Annotated in this window: 14 protein-coding genes; 4 read left to right on the top strand and 10 right to left on the bottom strand. The window is 61.8% G+C overall.

Annotated features, from left to right (window positions below):
* Positions 1-6 precede the first annotated feature (6 nt).
* From FNJ84_RS14780 to FNJ84_RS14755, 6 genes are all read right to left on the bottom strand, one after another.
* Positions 7-894 carry a site-specific integrase gene (locus FNJ84_RS14780; protein ID WP_028720870.1) on the bottom strand — a complete coding sequence of 296 codons (888 nt, stop codon included), beginning with the start codon at positions 892-894 and terminating at the stop codon, positions 7-9.
* A gap of 129 nt (positions 895-1,023) precedes the next feature.
* Positions 1,024-1,956, bottom strand: a complete 933-nt coding sequence (locus FNJ84_RS14775; RefSeq protein ID WP_143793980.1) for a hypothetical protein — start codon at positions 1,954-1,956, stop codon at positions 1,024-1,026.
* A gap of 783 nt (positions 1,957-2,739) precedes the next feature.
* The gene (locus FNJ84_RS14770; protein ID WP_143793979.1) at positions 2,740-5,718 is read right to left on the bottom strand and encodes a CapA family protein; all 2,979 of its coding nucleotides are present in this window, start codon (positions 5,716-5,718) and stop codon (positions 2,740-2,742) included.
* A gap of 31 nt (positions 5,719-5,749) precedes the next feature.
* The gene (locus tag FNJ84_RS14765; RefSeq protein ID WP_143793978.1) at positions 5,750-7,087 is read right to left on the bottom strand and encodes an HlyD family type I secretion periplasmic adaptor subunit; all 1,338 of its coding nucleotides are present in this window, start codon (positions 7,085-7,087) and stop codon (positions 5,750-5,752) included.
* Entirely contained in the window at positions 7,084-8,793 is a 1,710-nt protein-coding gene (locus FNJ84_RS14760; protein WP_143793977.1) for a type I secretion system permease/ATPase, read from the bottom strand. Before FNJ84_RS14760 ends, FNJ84_RS14765 begins: the two co-directional genes overlap by 4 nt.
* Before the next feature lie 64 nt (positions 8,794-8,857).
* Positions 8,858-10,489, bottom strand: coding sequence for a transposase (locus FNJ84_RS14755; protein ID WP_143793976.1), 1,632 nt, complete (start codon positions 10,487-10,489; stop codon positions 8,858-8,860).
* A gap of 478 nt (positions 10,490-10,967) precedes the next feature.
* On the opposite strand from FNJ84_RS14755, the gene FNJ84_RS14750 reads away from it, so the two are divergent.
* A complete protein-coding gene (locus FNJ84_RS14750; protein WP_185968545.1) occupies positions 10,968-12,893 on the top strand; it encodes an ATP-grasp domain-containing protein in 1,926 nt (641 codons plus the stop codon).
* Positions 12,894-12,907: 14 nt separating this feature from the next.
* Here FNJ84_RS14750 and FNJ84_RS14745 read toward each other — a convergent pair whose 3' ends face one another.
* On the bottom strand, positions 12,908-13,762 hold the full coding sequence (locus FNJ84_RS14745) for an alpha/beta hydrolase (RefSeq protein WP_143793974.1): 855 nt from the start codon (positions 13,760-13,762) through the stop codon (positions 12,908-12,910).
* A 55-nt stretch (positions 13,763-13,817) separates the two neighbouring features.
* The gene (locus FNJ84_RS14740; RefSeq protein WP_185968544.1) at positions 13,818-14,612 is read right to left on the bottom strand and encodes an alpha/beta fold hydrolase; all 795 of its coding nucleotides are present in this window, start codon (positions 14,610-14,612) and stop codon (positions 13,818-13,820) included.
* A 508-nt stretch (positions 14,613-15,120) separates the two neighbouring features.
* On the opposite strand from FNJ84_RS14740, the gene FNJ84_RS14735 reads away from it, so the two are divergent.
* From FNJ84_RS14735 to FNJ84_RS14725, 3 genes are all read left to right on the top strand, one after another.
* On the top strand, positions 15,121-15,321 hold the full coding sequence (locus tag FNJ84_RS14735; protein ID WP_143793972.1) for a hypothetical protein: 201 nt from the start codon (positions 15,121-15,123) through the stop codon (positions 15,319-15,321).
* Positions 15,322-15,416: 95 nt separating this feature from the next.
* Positions 15,417-16,259 carry a hypothetical protein gene (locus FNJ84_RS14730; protein ID WP_143793971.1) on the top strand — a complete coding sequence of 281 codons (843 nt, stop codon included), beginning with the start codon at positions 15,417-15,419 and terminating at the stop codon, positions 16,257-16,259.
* A 130-nt stretch (positions 16,260-16,389) separates the two neighbouring features.
* A complete protein-coding gene (locus FNJ84_RS14725) occupies positions 16,390-17,739 on the top strand; it encodes an LPD7 domain-containing protein (RefSeq protein WP_143793970.1) in 1,350 nt (449 codons plus the stop codon).
* 34 nt (positions 17,740-17,773) lie between these two features.
* Here the strand turns inward: FNJ84_RS14725 and FNJ84_RS14720 are convergent, their stop codons facing one another.
* Together FNJ84_RS14720 and FNJ84_RS14715 are read right to left on the bottom strand one after the other, a co-directional pair.
* Positions 17,774-18,646: a helix-turn-helix transcriptional regulator gene (locus FNJ84_RS14720; RefSeq protein ID WP_143793969.1), complete on the bottom strand. Its 873-nt coding sequence runs from the start codon at positions 18,644-18,646 to the stop codon at positions 17,774-17,776.
* Between the two features lie 479 nt (positions 18,647-19,125).
* A complete protein-coding gene (locus FNJ84_RS14715) occupies positions 19,126-23,478 on the bottom strand; it encodes a hypothetical protein (RefSeq protein WP_221931986.1) in 4,353 nt (1,450 codons plus the stop codon).
* Between the last annotated feature and the right edge of the window lie 262 nt (positions 23,479-23,740).

Below are 23,740 nucleotides of genomic sequence, written 5' to 3'. Positions count from 1 at the left end.
GTCCGGTCACTCCAGACTTCGCTTCACCGTCTGATCCTGCAACCTGGCCAGCATCTCGTAGGGACTGACGGTATCCCGGATCGTCTTGGTTGCCACGTGGGTGTATCGGGCGGTCGTCGTCAGCTTGGCATGCCCGAGCAGCACCTGGATCACGCGCACATCGGTATTGGCCTCCAGCAGGTGCGTGGCGAAGCTATGGCGCAACGTGTGCAAGGTGGCGGGCTTCCTGACGCCGGCCATGTGCTTGGCCGAGGTGAAGGCCCGGTTCAGCTGGCGCGGTGAGATCGGGTTGATCCTGGGCTTGCCGGGAAACAGCCAGCCTTCGGGACGTGCTTCGCGCCACCAAGCACGCAGCAACTCCAGCAATCCGGGCGACAGCATGACCTTGCGGTCCTTCTGGCCCTTGCCCTGCTCGACATGGATCAGCATCCGGTCGCTGTCGATGTCGCCGATCTTGAGATTGCAGACCTCGGCGGCCCTGAGCCCTGCGCCGTAGGAGATGCTGAGCGCCGCCCGATACTTGAGCCCGGGCCCCGGCGCCGCCATCAGGATGTCGGACACCTCCTCGACGCTGAAGACTACCGGCAGCTTGCGCGGTTCGGTGCGAAACTGCATGTAGCGCTTCATCTCCTCCCGCCCGCAGGTCATGCCGAAAAAGAACCGAAGCGCCACGATGCGCGTGTTGAAAGTCGACGGCGTGACCCCGGTATCCGTCATGTGAAGCTGATAGGCGCGCAGATCCTCCGGCGTCGCCCTATCGGGTGACCGCCCGAGAAAGGCCGCGAAATCTTTGATGGCCCGGATGTGGGACTTCTGCGCCTTGTCGCCCATCCCGCGGATGCGCATGTCCTCGATCATCCGCTGGCGTAGCGGGCTTACGCTCTCCTCTGTCATGGAAGCCTCCTGTCTGATGATTGAGAAGGCCCCAATCGTCAGGCAGGATCGTCCATTCCCAAATGCACAAGAGTCAGATCAGCGCGCAACGCCCGCCACACGCGCCATTGCCGCGCGAGCGGCTTCGTCCTAGGGCAGCAAGACGCCCTTGCAGGCGATGAAGGATTGGCACAAACTCAAACGAGACGAGAAGCGATAGCGATTGGCCGAATTTCCAAGCGCGGCTGCGATCAGGCCCCATGGCATGTCCTTGTCGGAAAGGGCGCGACACCTGTCGTCCGTGACCTCCGCGGCCAGTTTATGTGCAACTGGTTGCAGATATTCGATCGGCTCTCGGTCCCAGACCGAAGCCCGCTTCGGAAGATCGTTCGAGATGTTTTCCACCGCCGCGTTGTTGGAGGAGGCGACCACCATCTCGAACCCGGTCAGTTCGGGGACAAGCCGGCGGATTTTATCGTCCTTCATCGGCAACAAGGCATCGGCCGGGCAGGCGAGACGGGCCAGGACACGGGCGCGCCGGGTGATGTTGTCGGCAACGATATCGCGCAGCAATGTTGTCTTGCCGGTTCCCGGAGGACCGTTCACCGAAAACAGGCCGTCACCGGCCAGCCGGGTGGTCGCGGCGTTGATGGCGAACTGCTGCATCAGGCTCATGGCATGCCGGGGATCGGCAAACCAGCGTCCCCGGTTCATCCGGTCCGGTGCCAGCATGTCCACGATGGTTTCCCGCCCCTGCGCCGAGAACAGGTTGCACCGGTCCTGCGGCGGCAATGGCGTGAGATATTGCCGAAGTGCGGCAGGAGTTTCGCCTGCGGAAACAGAGGCCATGGCGCGCTCCAGATCCGGGATGAAGAAGCTGTTGAGGATGCCGATGTCCTGGGTGTCTTCGCTGTCCTCCTCGTCCTTCTCCTCCATGGCGGAATCGGTCGCCCCGGCAGTCTTTCGTTGCGGAGGCGTCTTGCCGAACCTGACTTCCAGCAGGGCCGCAGGATGATGACCTGCTGGCCGGAAGCCCGACCACTGCGCCAGCAGATCCGCCAGTTCGTCGATTTCACGCGGCATCAGGCTGGTTGAAAGGTCGCCAGCGGGATCATCACCGGCGAAATCGGAACGACACGCCGCAAGATTGGTCAGCAGATCCTGAAGCTTCAGCAGTGCCGCCTGAAATGCGGCGCTGCTCAGCGCCCCCAGACCATCGGACCGGACACGCCCGATCGCCCAAGGCAGTGTCGAAACCTTGAAACTCTGGAATAGCGGTCGTCCCTCGGGGCAAAGATCAAGACTTGCCATGCAGGTCCGGCCTTTCAGATCCCCGCGCATCTCATCCTCGAATGCGTCGCCTTCCGGGATGGGGCGCAAACCATCCAGCAGGTTCCTGATGTCCGCCTTGTCGAAGACGCCCAGAAAGACCGTATAGCCCGAAACCCTCATGCCTTCCGGTGGCTTGTCATACCGAACAGGCGACATGTCATTGTAAACGCGCCATAGGGACTTTCGCCGGACGTCCGCCTGCGCCCTGCTCTCCAGGTCGAAAGGAATGAAGAATTCAAGCTTGTGCCAGAAGTCGAGAATGGCAAGCAGTCGGGCATCAGACATGGCGTTCCAGTCAACCTGCAGGATAGCCGCAGGTTCTTCACCTATGATCGCGAGGTCAAGTTCATCCGCCTGACCGGAATGAAGGCGGATCGCCGTCCTCTTGGCTGCCGTTCGCCTTCAACGGATGCCCAAGGGAGATTGCCGCTGCGTCCGCCCGCCTCTTGCCGGAGTCTGGACTGTTTCCGTTTCATGGCCATCCGGCAGGGCAGATGCTCGAAGGACTTACTTTGCTGTCCTTCGGGCAGCAGCCTAGACCGCCAACCGCATGTAGTATCCGATATTGTCGCAAGACATCTCGGGGCAGCTTGGAAGCCGCTGTCCCAGAACCTCGCGCGCTGGCGCGGCTTCCGTTTCGGTGACGAGCCTGTTCTGGAACCTGGTGACGTCGTTGTCGATCATCAGCGGATACAGATCCAGTGTCATCGGCGTCTTCAGCGTGCGGCTGAAACGAAGGGCCGCGGCGGTTCCGACCGGCGGCACCTTGATCCGGTTGAAACGGCCGGGCGTGTTCCAGACGAAGTTGCCGATGTTATAGACCACGGTCTTGCCGCCAAGAACCTCGACGGCCTGAGAGACATGGGCGCCGTGACCGATGACCATGTCGATTCCCGCATCGACAAGCTGTTGGGCGTTGCGCCGCTGGTCGGCCGTCACTTCCTCATAGTCCTTGCCCCAATGGGGATAGGCGACAAAGGTTGGGTTTCGAAGCTTCTGCCCGTGGGTCTGGATCCATTCTGCGATCTTGTCGGGTGACAACATCCCGACCCCGCCTGTCGAAGCACCTGCATACCACCGGTAGCGCGTGGCATAGCGGCGGCGATATTCGAAGCCGCCGAATACGACCAGCGTGCGGCGGGTCCGTCCGACGGTGAAACTGTGGATATGCGGCATGAGCGCATCACGGTCCGTCGCGCCGGCGCCGAAATGCTTGATCCCCGCCGCGTCCAGGTGTCGGAAGGTTTCCTCCAGCCCCTGCGCGCCGCAGTCCATGGCGTGATTGTTCGCCAGCGAGACCGCGTTGATGCCGACGGCCTGAAGCGCCTGCACCGTCCGTGCCGGATCGCACCAGCCCAGGTATTTCTTCTGGCCCTGAAGCGATTGGGATGGACGCGCAGCCAGGGGAACCTCGAGATTGCCGATCACGTGGTCGGCGCTTCCCAGCAGTGGCCGGAGGGCACGCAGCGAATATTCATGGCCGTGCACGGACAGGATCTGCTGAAGCTCGGTCATGCGCGGGTGGTGCAGATAGGATTCGCCAAACCCCATGTCGCCAAGAAACAGGGCGGTATAGCTTGTTCCTTTCGCCCGCTGCATCGGAATGACCGTTTCGCCGGGTTGAGGCACGACAGCCCAGATGCGTTCGGTGCCTTCGCTTGACAGGCCCAGCCCCGCCAGTGCGTGACGCAGTGCCTCGGGGTCGGTCGCGGGCAGGACGGTCCCCGGTGCGACCTGCTCCAGCAGGCGGGACAGCGGGGCAGTTTGCGCGTCGTCGTCGGCGTGGAACACCGCAGCGTCGATGCGCGACAGGCCCAGACCGCGCTCCAGCAGCGCACCAGGCTCGCTTATCACGACGGCTGCGTCGATCTCGCTCGCTCCGAACAGTTCGTCCGTGCGCGACATCGGGATGCTGCTGCGGCCGGGCCGCGCGGTGCCGCCGACAATGCCCAGAACCCGACCCTCGCGCTGCGCCTGCGCTTCAAGGGCAGAACACAGGGCAGTGGTCACGGCAGGGGTGCCGATCAGCGCCACGACCGGCATCCGGCCCTTGTGGTCGGCGCCCACCAACGCGGTGAAAATCTCGCTCATGATCTTGCGCCGGCGGGTCTCGGACATGAAATGCAGCTGCGAGTTGATGCCGGGCCGGCTGTTGACCTCGCAGATCGCGCCGCCGGTTTCCTGCCAATGGCGCGAAATGTCCGGTGTGATGAAATCGACGCCGCAGACGTCCAGACGTAAAGCGCGCGCCGCCTGTTCGGCGACCCGGCGGACCGAGGGATGGACCTGATCGGTCATGTCCAGCGCACCGCCGCCGCGCGAGATGTTTGATTCGCGGCGCAGCAGGACCGTGTGTCCTTCGGCGGGCACGGCCTTGGGCGTCAGACCCTGCTGGGTCAGCAGCGCGACGGCGTCGTCGTCAAGCCGGATCGTCCCCAGGACGGCCATCTTCCCTTCCAGAAAGGCTTCGCGTTCGGGGCGCCCGTTTTCGATATCGACCAGTTCCGCGACGCTGTGCTTGCCGTCGCCGACGACCTGCGCGGGCACGCGCCGGACCGCGGATTGCAGCTTGCCGTTGACGACCAGCAGGCGGGTTTCATCGCCAGGGATCAACTGCTCGATGACCACGCGTTCGGAATGCCTGACGGCGCGGGCGAACGCCCGGCGCATCTGCCCGTCGGTCTCGACTCCGATGGTGACGTCGCGGCCCATGTTGCCGTCGATCGGCTTGACCACCAGCGGATAGCCCAGGTCCTTGGCAACAGCGAGCGCGCGGCGTTCGGTCCGGGCGGTGCGCTGTGTCGCGACCGGCAGGCTCGCCTCGGACAACAGCATGTTGGTCACGGACTTGTCGCGCGACATCGCCCTGCCGATCGAACTGGTGCGCGTCGACTCCGCCCCCTTGAGGATCTCGGCGTGACGCCCAAGCCCGATCCGGGCATAGGGAGACTGGCCGAAGACATGCCAGGGAATGTCACGATCCCTTGCCAGCCGGGCCACGTGCAGGACGTCGGCCGAGGGTGTCCAGGGAAGGGTGGCGTCCAGGAATTTCTTAAGCGCTGCCAGAAGATCGCGTCCCATACGCGACCGCCCCGCACCGTTCAGCATGGATGCGACCATCGTCACGCCGAAATCTGCGGCGGCTTGGCCGATGCGCTCGTCCACCGTCTCGAAGATCGCGACGCCTTCCCGCTGGGGGCGCTGGACTGCGGCATCCGTGGCAGGGGGGCGATAGTCGCAGAACATGACCGGCCACCAGGTGTAACGCTGCGCGATGACGGCCAGGACTTCGACAACCGCCGCGGCGGGCCAAGGTTCCTTCGAGCGGCTCAGCCGCCGCCACGCGGGCAGGTCCAGCAGGCCACCTCTCAGGGTCTCAAGCGCACGTTTCAGCCGCAGGATCGCCTGGGGATCGACTGTCACGCCTGCCGCGTCGTCGATCGTGGCACGCAGGACGGCCCGACGCGCATGAACGTTGCCCGGACCGACAAATGTGCATTTGTCCGCTTGCATCAAAAACCCTCCTCGAAAATCAATATATTGTTCATCCTTCCCGCAGGCTGTTCTGCAGGAAGTGGGCGATCGGAGACAGAAGATAATCCCATGCCGTGCGATCGGACGTGCGGATCATCACTTCGGCCGCCATGCCGGCCTGGATTGCAACCGGCTGGTCCTGCAACGAGGCCGGGTCCAGTTGGACCCGCGCCTGGTAATACGACGCGCCGGTGGCCGGGTCGGTCAGGCGGTCAGCCGACACGGTTGTCACGCGCCCCTCCAGCGGGCGGTCGGTGCGCCGGTTCAGCGCCGACAGCCATACCTGCGCCGCCATGTCCGGGCGCACCTGGTCTATGTCCAGCGGGTCGATGGTTGCCAGCACGACAAGCTTGTCGCTGACCGGCACGATGTCCATCACGGTCTGGCCTGCCGCGATCACGCCGCCGACGGTATGAACCTGCAGGCCATTGACGACACCGGCTACAGGCGCACGGATTTCGCTGCGGTCAAGAATGTTTTCGGCGGTGCGAAGACGCTCGCTCAGTTCATAGTTCCTGGTGCGCACCGCCCGCAGTTCCTCGACCACCTCGGTGGCCTGGGTGTTGCGCAGGTCGGCGGTCCGCAGGCGTTCCGCCTCGATCTTCTGCTCGGCCGAAGCGATTGCCGCCTCGTATCCGGCGATCTGCCCTTCGATCTCGGCGATCGAACTTTGCAGATTCAGGCGGCGATTGTTCGAGACCAGATTCTTGGCAAGCAACTGCTCCACGATCTCGCGCTCTTCGTTAAGCAGGTCGAGCCGTGTCCGGGACGAGACGATCTGGTTTTTCAGTCCGCCGATTTCGCTTTGCAACTGCTGCTGGGTGCGATCGCCGATGGCGACCCGTTCTTCAAGAAGGCTGCGGCGAGAAGCGAATATCTCCTCCTGCCCGGCCATCGCGCGCTTGATGGCCGCGTCGCCGAAGCGGTCGGTCAACTCGGTCGGAAACTCGATGCGCTCTGCCCCGTTCTGCTCGGCGGTCAGCCGTGCGTCGATCGCAAGACCTTCGTAATACTGGCCCAGAAGCTCGTTCCGGCTGGATCTGGCGGCGGTATCGTCAAGCCGCACCAGCACCTGGCCGGCCTGCACCTGATCGCCCTCTCGCACCAGGATCTCGCCGATGATCCCGCCTTCCAGATGCTGGACGGCCCGGACGTTGGAATCAACGTTGATGACCCCCGGCGCGATGACCGCACCGGCGACGGGTGCCGTCGAGGCCCAGCCGTAAAATGCGCTTCCCGAGATCAGGATCACGGCAAAGCCGATGATCGCAAGCCGACGGCCGAACGGGCGCCGATCCTCGAGATCTGGGCGCAGCCAGGCGGGAATCGCTTGGGTCTCGACGCTCATTTGATCCTCCGGACCTTGTCGCTGCTGGCGTTGTCCGCCCTGTTGGCGGCGGTTTGCAGGTCGTGTTTGCCATCGGTGAGGGTCAGGATCTCGTCGGCCATCCGGGCAAGCTGTTCGGAATGGATCGACTGCGTGACCACCAGCGATGCCCCCCCGGCCTTGAGATCGGCCAGCGCGGCCTCCATGATCCGGCGCGAGGGGCGGTCGAGGTTGGCGACAGGCTCGTCAAGCACGATCAAACGCGGCTTGCCGTAAAAGGCGCGCGCCATTGCGATACGCTTTCGCTGACTGCCGGACAGGGCGGGATAATCCGGTCCGATCATCGTGTCATATCCTTTGGACAAATGGATCAGCGTCTCGTGGATGCCGACCAGCTTGGCCGCTGCCATGACCTCGGTCAGGTCGCCCACCTCCATCCGGGCGATGTTCTCGCGCACGGTGCCCTCGAAGATTTCGGTATGCTGGGGAAGATAGCTTATCAACCGCGCACGCAGTTCGGACGGCAGTCGCGAGATGTCGACATCGCCCAGCCTGATCTGTCCGTCCCGTGGCGTCAGCACACCGACCATCAGCCGCGACAATGTCGACTTGCCGACACCCGCGCCGCCGCTGACCAGAAGCATCCGCCCCGGCGGCAGGCGGAACGATAGCCGTCGGTACAAATCCCGGCGTTCACCGGGATAGCGGAAGCTGACGCTGTCAGCGATGATATCGTGGCCTTCGACATCCGGCAGGATCGAGATGGTGCTGACATCGGTGATCGTCAGGCGCTTGCGGATGGCGCGATAGGCGGTCAGCGTCTCTCGCAGGTTGCGCCATTTGCCAAGTGCCCGTTCAGCCAGAGTGAAGCCGAACCCGGCAAGCACACGAGCCGCGAACATGCCTCCCAGGGACAAGGTTCCCTGCACCACCAGCCAGATGCCGACCGCGATCATCGCGATCCGCAGAAGCTGGCTCAGGGTGCTCTGGATCGCCCTGAAGGTGACCTGCATGCCCCGAGACGTATTGCGCTCCTCGACCTGCGAGGTGCTGGCTGCGCGCCAGCGGTCCGCAAGCGCGTCTGCCATCGCCAGTCCGCCGACGCTTTCGCGGTTCTGTTCCGCGACGCTCAGGATCGAACCGGCCTCGCGCCCCGCATCGCCCGCAGCGCGACGGGAATCGCGCGTGACGGCGTCGGCCACGAACGAGACGATGACCAGCAGCACCAGCGCACCGAGGGACACCATCCCCAGAACGGGGTGGACAAAAAAGGTCGCCAGGAAGAACAGCGGCGCGAACACGACATCAAGCCATGACGCGAGCGAATCAGAGACGAACCCCCTCAGCTTGCTGACGTCGGAAAGTCCGCGCGTCGTATCCTGTTCGGACCGGCCATGGCGACCCTCGGACAGGCCCTGGTGCAGAATGCGGGGGGCCAGATGGACCTCGATCCAGTTGGACCACCGCACCAGCATCCGCCGGCGCACGATGTCCAGGGCAAGCCCGCAGAACACGGCGATCAGCACTGCGATGGTCAGCATGACCAGCGTTTCGATGCTGCGGCTGGCCGGCACCCGGTCCAGAACCTGCAGAAGATAAAGCGGCGTGGCGAACTTGAGCAGGTTGAAGACCGTCGTGAAAACCGCCACGGCGACCAGACCTGGCGTCGAGACAATCCACATTGCCGATATGACTGTTCCGCTTCCCGGTTTGCGGCGAGCGCTCATGTGTTATCCTACTGCTGCCTGATGTGCCGGCCTCGGGACGCAAGAGACCGGCAGCAAAACGGGATCAGGCCGAGCGGCGTTCCAGAAGCGATTCGCTCAGATCGGCCTCGCGCAGCTCGTCATCCTCGGTGGCCGTCGCCGAGGCAGGTGAACTGCGCGGAATGGGCCAAAGGCTGACCGGCGCCGACGGGGACGATATTTGAACCCCAAGAGCAGGCGGCGCCAGCGAGGCGATGGCTTCCGTGATGTCCGTTATCAGATCGCCCACACGCTGCGAACTGACCCGCGTGCGGGTCAGGCTGGACAGCAGCGCCGTCACTGCGGCAGGAAGCTCGTCCGTGTCCGTCGCAAGAATCGCTTGCAACCGGTCGGCTGGAACCTCGGCCTTGGCGATGAACTTGGGTTCATATTTCGATTTTTTCAGTCGCGGCATCTGCAAATCGATTCGACCGATTTCGGTGAACCATTCGACCAGATGAGAGCCATTGCGCCAGTCGCGACGCTTGCCGCCCTTGTTGCCGGGTCCGACGCCGCACAGATGGTCCGCTTCGGCCTGCATCACCGTCTGTGCTGCCAAAGTCAGCACTGTGCGCGCCAGCGTCGCGGCATTCGACCGCGGGCCGATGGCGCGGCCGCTGCCAAGCAGGGGAAGAAGGTTGCCAAGCGCCATTGTCCCCGGCACAACCGCACCGGCAAGGTTCCGCAGGCAGGGGTTCTTGCCGCCCGTCTGTTCCAGCCTGGCGGCGGCACGTTCCCGCACCAGCGGGATCAGTGCGCCGTCCTGAATTTCCCAGGGTGAATAGACGCGCATCCCGGTTGCCGCCTCGGCTTCGCGCACGCCAAGCGGCGCACGGCCCAACTGGCCGCTGAGACCCAGGACATGGTGACCGGCGTCCAGCAGTTCCTGCACGCCCCTGGCCGCCCCCATCGCGTCATAGGAGGCAAACATGGTGCCGACGGCAAGATCCAGGATCCTGCTGCTGCGGATCAGCTGAGACGTCTCCAACTGGTGCAGACCGTCGGCGATCTCGATCACGGCGACCTGGGCGCCCTGCGCGGCGGCGTAATTCATCAGCCGATAGGTCAGCGCCTCGATTTCCGGGATCGACACCAGATAGGTGCTGGCATAGCCGGCGTCGGTGAAATCCAGCGAAATGTCCGCGCCCGCATCGCGGACGATCCACATGTCGCCGCCGGCACCGGTGCCCGTGATCTTGAGCGCCGCAACCTTAAGTCCGACCCGCTTGAACCCGCGCACCATCGAGGTTGCTGTCAGCGTCTTGCCCGCATTCATCGACGTGCCGAGGGCCAGAACGGCGGGAAGCTCGGGAACATGCTCGGACGCCTGAACGCGGAAATCCATGACGTTCAGACGACGTCCCGATGCATCGCCGACAAGGCCAAGCGGCACGATCTGGGTCGGAGTCTTCATGCGCTGGTGGCGGGTCATCTCTCGCGATGCGATGCCGCCGGCGGCGACCAGATCGCAGGGGGACATGTCCACGGGAACGGTGGATTCGAACTGGTCGGGTGCATAACGGTTGCCGTAGCAGACCACGATCTCGTCGCCGGGGAACATCAGCGCGCGGCGGCCGTCCGTCAGTTCCAGCTTTGTGTGATTTCCGATCTGTTCGACCCGCGCCAGCACAAGATCACCAGGCTGCGGGGTGAACATGCCGGTCAGCAGCGTCTTCATTGCCGACCTTGGAACGCGACGGGTGCTGAACGCCCGCTTTGCCTTACTTGCCCGCGACGTTTTCAGGGTTTGCATGACCATGCCTTTACTCCAACACAAAAGACTGGAAGGCGTCCCAGTCAGCTACCGGGAGAGTTATTAACGAACCTTAACGAGCACCATAAGAGAATAATGGTAGAACACGCAACAGGCATGATCCTGCCGACGAGGCAAGATTCCGCTCAACATGGCCTGAAAATGCGCATAATGGCGGTGTGCCGCAACAACAAGTGATTTGTATATTATGTCTCCCTTTACCGATTTATCACATAATCTTCATGGTAATATGTTTGCGGGACTGCCCGTCGCGGTCTGTGAGGTCAGCCTGGCAGTATTAAATACAGACCTCGCCCGGATTCAGAATGTCGATTATAGCCGATTCGAGGCCGCATTTCCGAATCATCCCGGCTCTCTCACGGCGTGGCCGGATCATCAGGCGGTGCGCGCGCATCTGGATGCGGGCAACGCCCAGGCGATCCAGTTTCTTGTTGCCGCCATCATGACGCTGGAAAGCGAGCTTCGCCGCGTGATCTACAGCGTCAAGCCGGTCGATCTGTACGGGGTGGTCGGCACCGGCGCGCATGACGTGGTGATCTGGTGGGACTCGCAGCTTGGCGATCTGGCGCTCGAACTGCCCCAGGCTGCGCTGGCGGGATTGCGCGGTCTCGTTTCAGGCGACATGGCCGCCTATGACAAAGCCCGGGCCAGGCTGTTTCGCCGTGCCTCGCGCCGCCGCCTGACAGGTTCGACCGCATTGCTGCGGATGGCGGCAGAACGCCGCGGGCTGCCGGTCGAGATGATCTCTGGCCAGCACCTTGTTCTGGGCGAGGGCGCGCGGCAGCAGCATCTGTATTCCTCGCTGTCCGGGACGACCTCGTTCAGCTCGACCAAGCTGTCTCTGGACAAGCGGCACAGCAACCGGCAACTGGCGCGGCTGGCCCTGCCGGTGCCGCGGCAGATGGGTCTTGCATCGCCGGACGAGGCCGTGGCGGCCGTGGCTGAGCTGGGCGGGCAGATCGTCCTCAAGCCCCTGAGGGGCAATCAGGGGCGGGGCGTGACGGTCGGCATCACCGATGCCGAGACGGCCCGCAGCGCCTATGAGCGCGCCGACAGCGAAGGCTCGGGCGTGATCGCCGAGGAGATGGTCGCAGGCACCGATTATCGCATGATCGTCGTCGGCGGTCGTTGCGTGGGGGTGATCCACAGCACCCCGCCCGAGGTGACAGGCAACGGCCAGGACGATGTGGCAACCCTGATCGCCCGCCTGAATGCCCTGCCCGAACGGGACGACATCCGCCTGTCCCCGGTCCTGATCGACGGCCCGCTGGAACAGGAACTTGCCGCGCAGGGGCTGTCGCTCGCCGCCGTCCCGGCAGAAGGTCGCAGTGTCCGACTGCGCTCGCACGGTCATGTCGCCACCGGAGGCGTGACCTTCGACGTGACGGACGAGACCCATCCCGACAACCTGCGGCTGGCGAAACAATGTGCAGAGGCCATCGGGCTTGCCGTAGCGGGAATCGACTTCGTGACGCCCGACATCACGCGGTCCTGGCGCGAGACAGGGGGCAAGGTGCTCGAGGTGAACGCGCGTCCGGGACTGGGCATGCACCATTGGCCAAGCCACGGCACCCCGCGGGATGTGTCGGGTTCCATCATCGACCATCTTTATCCCTCGCCGGACGCGGCGTTTCTTCCCACCCTGCTGTTCGCGGGCGACCGCTTTACGGATGCCGGGGCACAGGTCGCCGCCCGGCTGTTTGGCGAATCGGGTTTCGTCACCGGCGCGGCGCTGAAGAAAGGTGCGTTCATTGACGGCCGCCCGGTCGACGTGCAGGGACATCGAAACAGCCGGGGTGCCGCGCAGCTTCGGCGCGATCCGGTCGTGCAGGCACTGGTCGTGGCGGCCTCGCTGCGGCGGATGGTCGGCAAGGGGGCCGGGCTGCTGCGCACCGATGGCGTGGCCATGCTGCTTGAGGAAGACCAGGCCGACCCCATCGCGTCGCGCGGGATCGAGTTGCTGCTTGCTCTCAATCCCACGGGTCCCTTCGTCACCCCTGCCGGGGCATGGTTTACCGACGAGTTGCTGACCAGGCTGCCGCTACAGCGTGTCGTGCTGGTCTGCCAGAACCCCGAGGAACCGGCGGTCGCCGCGCATCTTGCTGCCGGCGGGTTGGCAACCAGCGTGATGTGGGGTGTGAAGGGTGCAATGGCAGTCTTGCAACAGCGCGGGCATATCCTGGCAGAGACGCTGGTGCCGACCCGCAGCCAGCGGCGCGAGCGTTCGATCGAGGCAGAGATCTATGCGTTCGCTTTGTTCCATGCCGCCGCCGCCGCCCGCCCGTCCGCGTATTCCGGCCCGGTCTGACCACGGCGCCCGCGTCAGCGCAGGGCGTCCACCAGGTCGTTCGACTGCAACATCCCACGACCCGAATGGCCGATGCCATCGGCCTTGACGATCCGCCAGTTGAAGGGCCAGCCGTTCCTTTCCGCCACGGCTTTCGCCATGTCATAGGTTCGCTGTCCCCGGTCCAGCCGATTGCGACCCTGGCGGTCGGGCTGCACACCGCGGGTCAGGTCCTTGCTGGTGACATCGTCTTCGCCCAGAAATATCGTGATCGGCGCAGCCAGATAGTCGCGCATCATGTCGGACGCACTGCCGGACGGGAAACCGGCGAAACCGTAGGGAGCGGCCTCGTCTTCGGTCGGCAGCACATAGGTGGACGGGTTGGCGATCACCACGCGGTCCACCTCGTCCGGCAGGTCATAGGCGGCAACGCGGGACAGGAACTGCCCCCCCGCCGAATGCCCGAACAGATAGATGTCCTGGCCCTTGCGGCCCTCATGGGCTTCGGCCCAGCGGATCAGGTCATCGACCATTCCAGTCGTCCAGTCAGACCGGGGCTTGACGCGTCCGTCATCGGCGATCCCGCCGCGATGGTAATCGGCCGAGGAGAACCGATCCTCGTCGAACAGCGGGGCGACCACCAGAAGGCAGGCTCGGTCGGCGATCTCTCGCGCAGAGTTTGCATAGGATTTTGCCCCACGCCCGTTGCCGTGAAAGACGAACAGGAAGGCAGGCTCGGCGCAGTTGCCCGGATGATAGGTATAGATCCTGATCGAGCTTCCATCAATCTCGGCCACGCTTTCCTGCAAGGTGTCCGCCTGGGCGGGCCGTGCCGCCAGCGGCGCCGCCAGGGCCAGGACAAGGAACGCTAAGGTCGGTAGGCGCGGCATGGACATCTCCGGGTGAAGGCATTGTCCTTGCAGATGGGCGGCGGATGGCGCCGCGTCAACAGTCTGCGGTCTCGGCCACAGCAAAGACGTCGGTGAACCGCTGCGGCGACAGCAGGCGCTTCGGGCTGTGGCCGATGTCGGCTTCGACGATCAGTCGCCAGTTGCACGTCCAGCCGTGCCTTTTGGCGTTGGTCCGCGCGGTCTGATAGGTAAAGAAGGCACGTTCCAGCCGATCACGACCCTGCCGCAGCGCCGCGGGGTTGCGGGTCAGAAGCGGGTCGCGTGGATCGTCGTCCTCGGAGCCGATATAAAGCGTGATCTGCCGCCGCAGGTAAGCTTTCAGCATCTGACGCGCCGTCTCGGGATCGTCCACGAGTCCGGTCATTCCGTAAGGCACCCGTTCGCCCTGGGGGGGAAGACCCAGCAGAGGCAGGACATGGCTTGACGGACTGGCGATGACAATCGACACGACACCCGGCAAACGCTCGAACGCGGCCACGCGCGACAGATACTGCGCCCCTGCCGAGAACCCCACAAGATACACCGGAATCCCGCTAAACTCGCATCGCGAGGCGCCCCATTCGATGATCCGGGGCACAAAGCGCGTGGTCCATTCGGAAGGCGGTCGCGGATGCTGCCGACGGTCCACAAGATTGCCGCGATGATAGCTGCTGGGTGGAAAGCGCCGTGCGTCGAAATGCGGCGCGATCACCATCAATGCCCGTTCATCGGCCAGCGCCATGGCAGAACGGCAATAGTCGGCGGCGTTACGGCTGTTCCCATGCAGGACCACCAGCAGTCCTTCGATCTTGCGTGACGGCTTGTAGACGTGAAGTGTCAGCCCGTCCAACTTGGACCGGACAATTTTGTTGTTGGAAGAACGCTTGGCTATAAATCACCTGTGGCACAAATTCGAGACCATTAGGTAGGATCACAGGCAGGCTGCGTCAACGAAGGGGGATTCATCCGCTTAAGCCGTGATCCCTCGGCCTCACAGCCAGGCCGGAGCCAGGATCCCATGTCCGAAGCGCGCCGAGATGAGGTTTCCACCCCATTCACGACACGGCTTGGGCCTGCATGCCTTGCGACAACCCAGATCGACTCACCGGCGACAATCGTTGCCAGGTTGGTCGCGCGCATCAGGGCAACGGTCCAGCAGCACAGGTTCTGGTCGGCCAGTTGGTCGCGATGAGCGGGGGCACCACAAGGGCTGGAAGGACAGCCAGCACAAAAGACCAAAAGGCAGGCCGCCTGTCCTAGGCCAGTCAGGCATCTGTCTAGTCCATGGGGCCAATTGAACGCGGCGGTGCCTTGCGCGAACCTGCTCCAGTCTGGCCGTGAATCAGGAGGATGAACCGGTGAAGCAAGACGACCAAGAACTGAACGCGCTGTCGGAGGCGGATTGCGACCGTGTCTCGGGCGGCCGTATTCTGACGACGATGGCGGTGGGCGAAGAGGATGGCGGGTGCCGCGGGCCGATCTTCACGACTCTCGCGATGGGCGAGGAAGATCCCCGTGAACGGCAGGGCGTTCCGCTGGACGCAGGCCTGCATCTCTGACACCTCCGACGGGCGCGCGCCTTTGACGGGGTGCGCGCCCGCACCTTTTCCGTGCCGTGGGCGCAAGGCGTCGGCACGCCGCATGGGCGGACAGCATGATCCTGATCTTTGGCGGCAGACATGATCCCAACATCGGCGTCCTGACCGACCGGCTCGTGGCACGCGATATCCCGTTCATCGACCTGAGGATCGGGCCTGATGCCAATCCCCGGCTGCGCATTGATCTTGTCCGGCGTCGGCTTGAAGTTGACGGAGATCCGGTCAGTCCAGCCGGATGCTTTCTGCGCCATGATGTCTTCCTGTATCCGACCGAGGATGTCGTCGGCGCGTCCGCCGCCGCGCTCAACTGGTATCAGGCGGTGCGCGGCTGGGTGGTCAGCCAGCCTTGGATCCGGGTCTTCAACCGCCTGTATCCCTTGCGCGAAACAAACAAGATCGGGAACATGCTGGACGCCAGCGCCTGTGGTCTTGGGATCCCCCCAACCGTCATTGACAGCCACCCGGTCGATCCGCAAAGCCTGCCGGGTCCCCACATCCAGAAACCCGTGGCGGGGGGCGAATACACCGTGCCGGTCGGCGCGAACCCTGTGATGGCCGAATATCCTCGGTTCATCCAGCGACGGCTGGACCGGCCAGAAACGCGGATCTACCGCATTGCGACGCGGCTGCTGGCGTTCAGGCTGGAATCGCCAGACCTTGATTACAGGCAAAGTCGGAACGTCACCCTGACGCAGGTCGAGGTTCCCCAGCCGGAAGGCGCGGCGTTGACACGGCTGTGCAACAGGCTGGGACTGGATTTCGCGGCCGCCGATTTCATGACCGATGCCGATGGATCGCTGGTTTTCCTCGAGGTCAATTCGCAGCCGATGTTCGCGGCCTTCGACCGCGTTGCCGACGGCGCGCTCTGCAATGCGATCATCGACCATCTTTCCGAATAGACCCTGCCTTGCCGCCGGGGATGACGGGGGTGTCCCCAGCGGCGTGGCCTGTCAGTTCGCCGAATAGACGGCGCGTCGCGGCCCGGACGGCAGCTCCTCGATCTTGCCCAAGCCGCACTGGATGCGGCGCGTGGCGCGTTCGATCAACCCCAGGCCGCCGGAAAAGGTAGGCATCGCGCTCTGGGAGGCGTTCCGCGACAGCTGGAACCATCGCCATGGCTGGGCCGACCCGCTGGCGCCGGAACGCCATCGCCACCTGAAGCTGCCGGGATCGGTGATCAGCAGCCCGGCGCGAGATATCGAGGGCAATCCCATCTTCGACATCCGCGAGGAACTGGACATGGCCGTCGGCATGGAGATCGAGCGCGGTCGCATTGCCAGCCGCAACGACGTTCTGGCCTGGCTGGAGGCTCAGGGCCACCGGATCAAGCGCAAGGGCAAGAATTACATCTCGGTCGAATGCCTGCTGCCTCCCGAACGCGGCGGCCTCCGAAACGCGCCCAACCGCTATGCCAAGGCGATCCGGCTGTGCGGCGATCTGTTCGATCAGCGCTTCACCTCGCCCGCCTGGCTGGAGGAATGCGGCTGGAATGATGGCGGCCTGCCACCCCAACGGCGCGACATGCGCGGCGCGGCAGCGACGCTGGACCGGCTGCGCGCATTGCGGGCGGCGCATCATCGCGAACGGCTTGGCTGGCCGGAGGAAGCGCCGGATCCCGAACCCGACGCGGAGGATGAGATCGAAGGGACGACCTGCGCCTGGTCGCCTCCCCTTCCTACGCTAGGTCGCCAACCAGACACCCGCACCAAGCCCCGGCGCCCGAGTTTCGACGAGGCCCGCCTGCCCGAGGATCTGATCGCAAAGCTGCGCTTCGTCGATTATCGCAAGCGCCGGATCTGGCTGCAGGACGGATCCTCGGTCGAGGATCAGGAGATCCGGCTGAAAGCCCACAGCCGCAGCCATGACACCATCCGCCTGATGATCGCCCAGGCGCAGCTGAAGCGCTGGTCCGGCATCTCGGTCCGCGGTGACGCGGCCTTCCTGCGCAATGCGACGCGGCTGGCCTTCGCCGCCGGGATCGAAATCGCCGGGCGCAGCGAGGATATGGACAGGATCGTTCAGGCGGAGTTGAAGCTGCTGCGCGCCAAGCAGGATGCGGCGAAAGACGCGGACGCGGACATGGTGCCCGATGCCCGCGACGGCGCAGAGCCGCCGGTGCCAGACGAGGGCGCATCCAAGGTCGATGCCGACCAGCCGCTGCCCTGGTTCGAGGACGAAACGGACTGGGACGACTTTCGCGCGAAATTGGCCCTCAAGGCCAAACCTAGGCGCATCCCCGAAGCCGAAGCCGAAGCCGAAGCCGAAGCCGAAGCCGAAGCCGAAGCCGAAGAGTTCCTGTATACCCTCCGGTTTGATGTCAACGCGGATGATGACGCCCTGCAGGACGATACACCCGATGAAGGCATGTCGGGTCCATGATCGCATCCCCGGGCGATGTCGCCCGGCTAACGGTCTAACCGGCCAGCCGCCTCACCGACCAGCCGCCGCTGTGCCCTTTGCGCAACCATGCCGCGACCAGTTGAAAGCCGCTCTGCGGCCAGTCCTTCGGCGTGTCGATCAGCACCAGCTCGGCAATGCCGAACCCGGCCTCGTCGAGATCTCGCAGCCGCGCCCTGGTCGTCAGATTGGTCAGCGGCGCCAGCCAGACGATGTTCGGCGCGATCCGCATGGCATGGCGGCTGAAATCGCGCAGCCGCGACCAGGGCGGATTGGTCATCACCCAGTCGACGGGATCTTGCCAGTCCAGGAAATCGCGGTTCTCGGTGATCTCGCACCAATCCCGCGCCAGATGGTGCGGGAAGCGGTCGTAAAACGCCCCCTGCCCTCTGGACGGATCCAGCACCATGCCCGTCATCCGCCCGGCGAAATGCCCGATCACCGCTGTCGCCAGCTCCGGCGGCGTCATGACCAGATCCTGCGCTGGCGCATTTGTCGCAGGCACCAGACCACCGCGTCCCGAGGGAGCCGCACGTAGCACCGACCTGACGCCAAGCACCGCCGCCGCCCTGACCAGCGTCGCGACCGTCGCGCCCAGATCTCGTTCGAGCGCAATGACAACCGGTCGGCTGACCCCGATCCGATCGGCCAGTTGCGCCTGGCTCAGCCCTCGCGCCCGCCGCCGATCAGCCAAAGCCCGCGCCGCCTGCACCCGGTCCGGCGCCCAGCCCCAGCGCAGATCCAGCACCGCCATCACCGCGGCCAACGCCCGCACACCACCCTCACCCCGCTCAAGCGCCCGCAGCGTCGGCAGGCTGATCCCGGCCGAGGCTGCGACTGAGGCTTGTGTCAGTCCACACGAGCGACGCGTTGCGCGCAAGGTGTTCATGTCAAGAATTATTTGTTTTCATTGCGGTCAAAAGGAAATGATTCATGACACTATCTGCACCGAATAATCCCGTCGAGGCCAGAGGGAAAGCGTCGAAAAGGGCGGGAAGCTGCCTGACGGCAGCGCAGCATGGCATCTGCAGCAAACCTGGGAAAGCGGCCGTTCACACACTCCGCGGCATCATGCCTCCCCGACACCCGTAACGGGCGGAGAGCGGGCATTCGCAGTGTTGACCCAGACCGGCAGAATTGTGCAGGCAGCGGTCGCCGCACATTGGCGGGCGCGTATACCGTAGACACCAAATCGTAGGCCAAGGCTAACGTCGGCAAATTTACGATCGTCTTCGGCAAATGTAGTTCACAGCGGGCAGTCGCCCGCCGTGATCGACTAGGCCAGATTCAAAAGGGCGATGCGGAGGGCAAAGGAGAAGTTAGCCCTCACAGTCTCAATCTCATCGCTCAGTTCCAACGTTCGAGTATTTAGCTCTGAACAAGCTTCGGATCCCAACCAATCAACCCGTCATAGGAAAACGAAATGAATGCAGAAATTCGCTTCCCTTCGTCATCTTTTGACAGTCGGTCAAGCGGAGTGATCTTGGCAAAAAGGTTGAATCCCAGATCGAGGTTGGCGAACTGCGGCCCCAGGTAACCTCGAAAAATGCCCTCCACGCGCACTAGTTGGGCTTCTAGTTTCGCGAGGTCTGCTGGCTTTGCCCCTTTGATCATGGAAGGCGGGTCTATATCTAAGTCGTTCTTGAAATGTGCCAGCCTGAAGCTTTTTCCAGCCCTTTCAAGCCAATCGTAGGACCACGACCGGCTTCCGTAAGGTCGGTTGTTCTGGCAAACTTGGTTCCAGCGGATGACTTCAGTCGCCAGTGATTCTCGCGAGCCTTGGGAGCTCAGGAAACGTAAGACGTATAGAGCAAACAGGTAGTATGCCGGCTCAACGGAGTTTGGACTAATGCCATGCCAATCGATCAGCCGTTGAGTCGCGACTGTTTCGTCGAACGTGTTCAGGTTGCGATACGCTGAGAACCAACGTCGAATGTCCCCATCGCGAACCCCTTTTTGATTAATATTCTTTTCCATCATTAACGCAACTGTACGAAGATCACTTTGGTTCATTGATCGCCATTTGTGCTTCGCACGCGCGATCATCGCGGCACACAATGCGCGACGCACGTCAAGGTCTTCGTGACGAACCGCCAATGCCCTAAGGTCCGAAACCACCCTATCTGTGTTACCGTAGACATTGTGCCATTCGGCGATGGTTTTTTCGGCGCGGATTGATATCCTCGGCCGATTTCTCAATAGATCGATACTCTCTTCTGCAAGAGAGAGAGCATCCATGTAGAAGCCTGAAGGACGCGTAGTCAGGAAGGTCGAGAAATTATTAACACCGGAAAGATGCATCGATCGCCGAAGTAGAATCGAGATCGTCTGAATGGTCGCAACCAAACCATGCTCATTCGATGTCTTGATCCGTGTAGACCGCTCGAACCGCATGATCGCTTCAGAAAAGTCGGCCTGAACTGCATTTTCTACTGCGGACATAGGAATGTGCTGTTGGATTGCTTCATTAAGGATCTGCTCCATGCGGATCCGATGGGCCATTCCTGCGACATGAATCAGTGTAGCATCACTTTCCGCGTCCGGTAGTAGTTCAGCGAACTTTGCTTTCTGCACCGCTTCATCAATATCCTTGGGGTCCTCGTACATCAAATGGCGAGCAAAGTGCGCGCTATAATGTGGCTCTCTCGGCCAGATTCTTATAATTTGCTCAAAGAGCTTTCGGGCTAGTTGCGCATTTCCGATTTCATTGACTAGCTGGGAAAACCTCCGGCTTCCGATCCCACCAACGGATATGTCAACGTCTGCAAGGATCGCACTCTCGGTATCGCGTGTGATGAACAATGACTGAACCATTCTCTGGACTCTGTCCGAAGCGTTGTTCCGAAGTCTATGGAGGTGAGATAAAAGAGTGGTTGAAAAACGTAAAATATCCGCATGCCACCGATCCTCATTTCTGGCAAGCCTTGCCAGCACCTCCCTTGCCAAGAGCGAATGAGAGACACGGATGTGGCTGCCCGTTCGCAGCAAGAACAGTGAATCATCTTCAACAGGAGCCACCCCTTCATTCAGAATATCGCATAGCTCATCGAATTCTGCCTCAGGAAACCCCTCGCTGTAGTAGTAGCTGACAAGAGATAGGTCGGCCAAAAGTTCCATTGCCGCATCGCTTTTAGCTCTATTAACTACATCTTCAACTAATTTCTGGACACCTAGAAAACCCTCTCCGAATGCCGTCAAGCCGAAAAAGAACGGGCTTTTTTGTTCGTCAGGTGTCTGCTGGCTTGCGAGCTTCCGAAGTTGGATCTGCCTAATGGGCTCTTCTACTTGCTCAAGATATGCGGTCAGGAACTTGCTGGTTTCCTCATCGTTGAGCCTACCGGACAGAACGCCGTCGGAATCGCTCTTCTTGATGGATCGAGAAACAGCCAAGAACACTGCCCTAGTGTTGTCTTCTCGAAGTTGCTGAAGGAGGCCCTCGCGCTCGCTCTCTGTGACAATGGACGTCTCCATTACCACCAATACCGGTAGCGAGCAAAATTGAAACACATCCCTCAGATGCGAAGATGTATCACGGCTGATTTGGTCCAAAATGACAGTTGGCACGCGCTCCATGAAACTCCAAGCAAGTCGTCGAGCGAGCGTGGTTCCACCTGAACTGGGCTCATGAAACAGGTTGACAGTGCGGTTGCTTGAAGCTTCGAGTCCTTCTTGGATCTTCGCGCTATAAGCGTCAAACGCGGCTTCCCTCGGCACGTCGAGTTGTTGCGCCAGCTCGGCCCATTCAATCGGCATACCACGGCGGAAATCGATACCGAACGAACGACCTTGCGGAAAGCTTTGAGCCTTTGCGGGGTAGAGCAAGGTTAGATCCCGAGCGATACGAGAAAGCAGATTGGCAGGAGCTGGAACCAGACCCACTGATCCGGCATTTCGCCGTGGAAGTAGAGCATCGCCGACCGCCCGAGGAGAGGCGGCGCGATTGCTAACAAGGTCTGAAATTATCGTGTCCAAAGGAAGTTGTGATATTTCAACTCCTTCAATCTTGAAAAATTCAGGTCGGTCGGAAGCGACGCTAATAGGTGCAAGCGTTTCCTGGAACGCCATATCCATGCTCTCAATCACCATCCGAGTAATGTCTTGGGACAGGCCATTGGCGAGAACTAGGCAATGAACATCATTTGGCGAATGCAGCCTGGCAATTTCGTCCAGCAAATGGTCGAGATCACGCTTGTATGCTCTCCGCCAGTCGGTCGTGGAAGCAGTAGGAGCGACACCAGAAATGTCCTTCCGCCCGTTAGCGAAATACCAAATGCACCCGCGCTGTAGAATTTTTAGATCCGGTGTCTGTTGACCAGGCCAGCACTGACGGGGCACTCTGGAGTTCGCCTGCTGCTCGCCTTCGGTCGGGGCCAACGTTCGGAAATCGACCACCAAAGACCAAGGCGCGCTCGCGATATCTGGAGGCACCGTATCGAGTTCAGCACCCAGAATGAGGATGTTGAAGCCGGAATTGTCAAATCGCAGAGTAAGCTCGGATGATAGAGGCTCAGGACTTGGAGTTTGTATCGGGTTATTCGGCCAAGGGATCGCCGTATCGCGGGGAAACAAGCCCGTCACTTCTTTGCCAATCATGTCGAAGAGTTGTTTGAGGAAGACTGCTGCCCAAACAAAGCTCAGGCTGTACTGCGAAGCAGTAAGTCCACCCGAACCGCTGCCGCCACGAGGAAGCTTGTGCAGAAAAGCCAAGCCGGCTCCAACCTGCGCTAGAGTCATCTGCAGCTTAAGATCATCCTGCCGATCCGGGTACTGTTCGAAGGCGAGGTCGGTAGTAGTCTTCCGGGCAGTCAAAATGTCTTGGAGCCAACCCCGCTCGCCGGGATCAATTTGGGCCACTTCCTTCTCTTCGGCTAACGCCTCGGCCAACTTGTGCCAGCGTGCCAATCCAAGGCCGTCGAAGGTTCGCAGAAGGGTTGCGAGCTCCAAATAAGCATGGTCGAAAAACACGAATCCACTAGATTGGTAGGTTGCGAAATCGATGAGATTTATGTCTTGCACAATGCCATTCTCACCGGCTTTTACAAACAAATTTTGACTATGACAGTCTCCATGTGTTGGGCCAAAGAGCGGTCGGATCACCGTTCGAGTCGGATCGGATTTGGCGAAGGCAACCGGATTCGGCAAAACTTTCCCATGAAGAATGAACAGAGATTCATCAACTATATCCGGAGAAATAAATTCCGAAGTATGCGCGCGAATTCGCCCCCCCTGATCAACAGATAGCTTGTACCCCAAAAGGGCTGTGATCGCTTCACCGATCGTCTGTTGGTCGCCAAAGGTAAATGAGGCCGGTGTCCAAGATACTTTTGAAAACTCCGTATAGGCAGAACGAAACAGCTTGTGATCAGTAACCAGTGGTCGCCACATAATGCGGGACTGGCCAGCCAATTTGATCAACATACAATAATGGCTGTCCGCTTCTAGGCTCAATGCAAGCTGAGGAAGTTTTCCTGAAAATGCTCCATCGGCGATAGCTTTCCTGTGTCGTTTGCCCTCCCCATCCCATTCAGTCGGAAGAACGTCGACTTTCAAGATGTGTATTCCATCTAGGGCGCCTGTACATTCCACTATGGCCACGAAAGCGCCGGACTTCCCCATCGTCAAAGGCTCACGAATCGTGACACCGGTTTTATGCTGCTCTCGAATGATCGATAGAAAATTCTCAACTAAAGACGGATCTTTAATGATCATTTTGGCCTTCATGACTATCTGAGTTGATACATTGTGTCGCGCCCAACTATCGAAAGCAATGCCCTGCTTGTGTCCTCTAGCGTTAGCTCTGACCATCCATGCGAATGTCCGTCTCCGCAGCTAGTACTTCGCGTTTCGCAACTGTGGCGACCACCAACTTCCCTCGATCGACCGACCGCTCCATCCCTCATCGCGGACGCTCTGCAGCTCGAGATGCTGCTCCCCATGTCGAATGGCCGCTTCTGGGAATGCCGCCGCGCAGCATCGGCGAGGC

The sequence above is a fragment of the Paracoccus sp. M683 genome, from assembly GCF_007096355.1.
Classification (GTDB): Bacteria; Pseudomonadota; Alphaproteobacteria; order Rhodobacterales; family Rhodobacteraceae; genus Paracoccus.
The sequence above is the reverse complement of the archived record's forward strand: the minus strand, read 5'-3'. Positions and strand labels throughout refer to the sequence as shown.

Excerpts from the sequence above, each read along its gene's own strand:
- FNJ84_RS14720 (WP_143793969.1), bottom strand. The coding sequence starts at position 18,646 with ATGAACACCTTGCGCGCAACGCGTCGCTCGTGTGGACTGACACAAGCC.
- FNJ84_RS14730 (WP_143793971.1), top strand. The coding sequence starts at position 15,417 with ATGATCCTGATCTTTGGCGGCAGACATGATCCCAACATCGGCGTCCTG.
- FNJ84_RS14765 (WP_143793978.1), bottom strand. The coding sequence starts at position 7,087 with ATGAGCGTCGAGACCCAAGCGATTCCCGCCTGGCTGCGCCCAGATCTC.
- FNJ84_RS14715 (WP_221931986.1), bottom strand. The coding sequence starts at position 23,478 with ATGAAGGCCAAAATGATCATTAAAGATCCGTCTTTAGTTGAGAATTTT.
- FNJ84_RS14775 (WP_143793980.1), bottom strand. The coding sequence starts at position 1,956 with ATGCCGCGTGAAATCGACGAACTGGCGGATCTGCTGGCGCAGTGGTCG.
- FNJ84_RS14780 (WP_028720870.1), bottom strand. The coding sequence starts at position 894 with ATGACAGAGGAGAGCGTAAGCCCGCTACGCCAGCGGATGATCGAGGAC.
- FNJ84_RS14755 (WP_143793976.1), bottom strand. The coding sequence starts at position 10,489 with ATGAAGACGCTGCTGACCGGCATGTTCACCCCGCAGCCTGGTGATCTT.
- FNJ84_RS14760 (WP_143793977.1), bottom strand. The coding sequence starts at position 8,793 with ATGAGCGCTCGCCGCAAACCGGGAAGCGGAACAGTCATATCGGCAATG.
- FNJ84_RS14770 (WP_143793979.1), bottom strand. The coding sequence starts at position 5,718 with ATGCAAGCGGACAAATGCACATTTGTCGGTCCGGGCAACGTTCATGCG.
- FNJ84_RS14745 (WP_143793974.1), bottom strand. The coding sequence starts at position 13,762 with ATGCCGCGCCTACCGACCTTAGCGTTCCTTGTCCTGGCCCTGGCGGCG.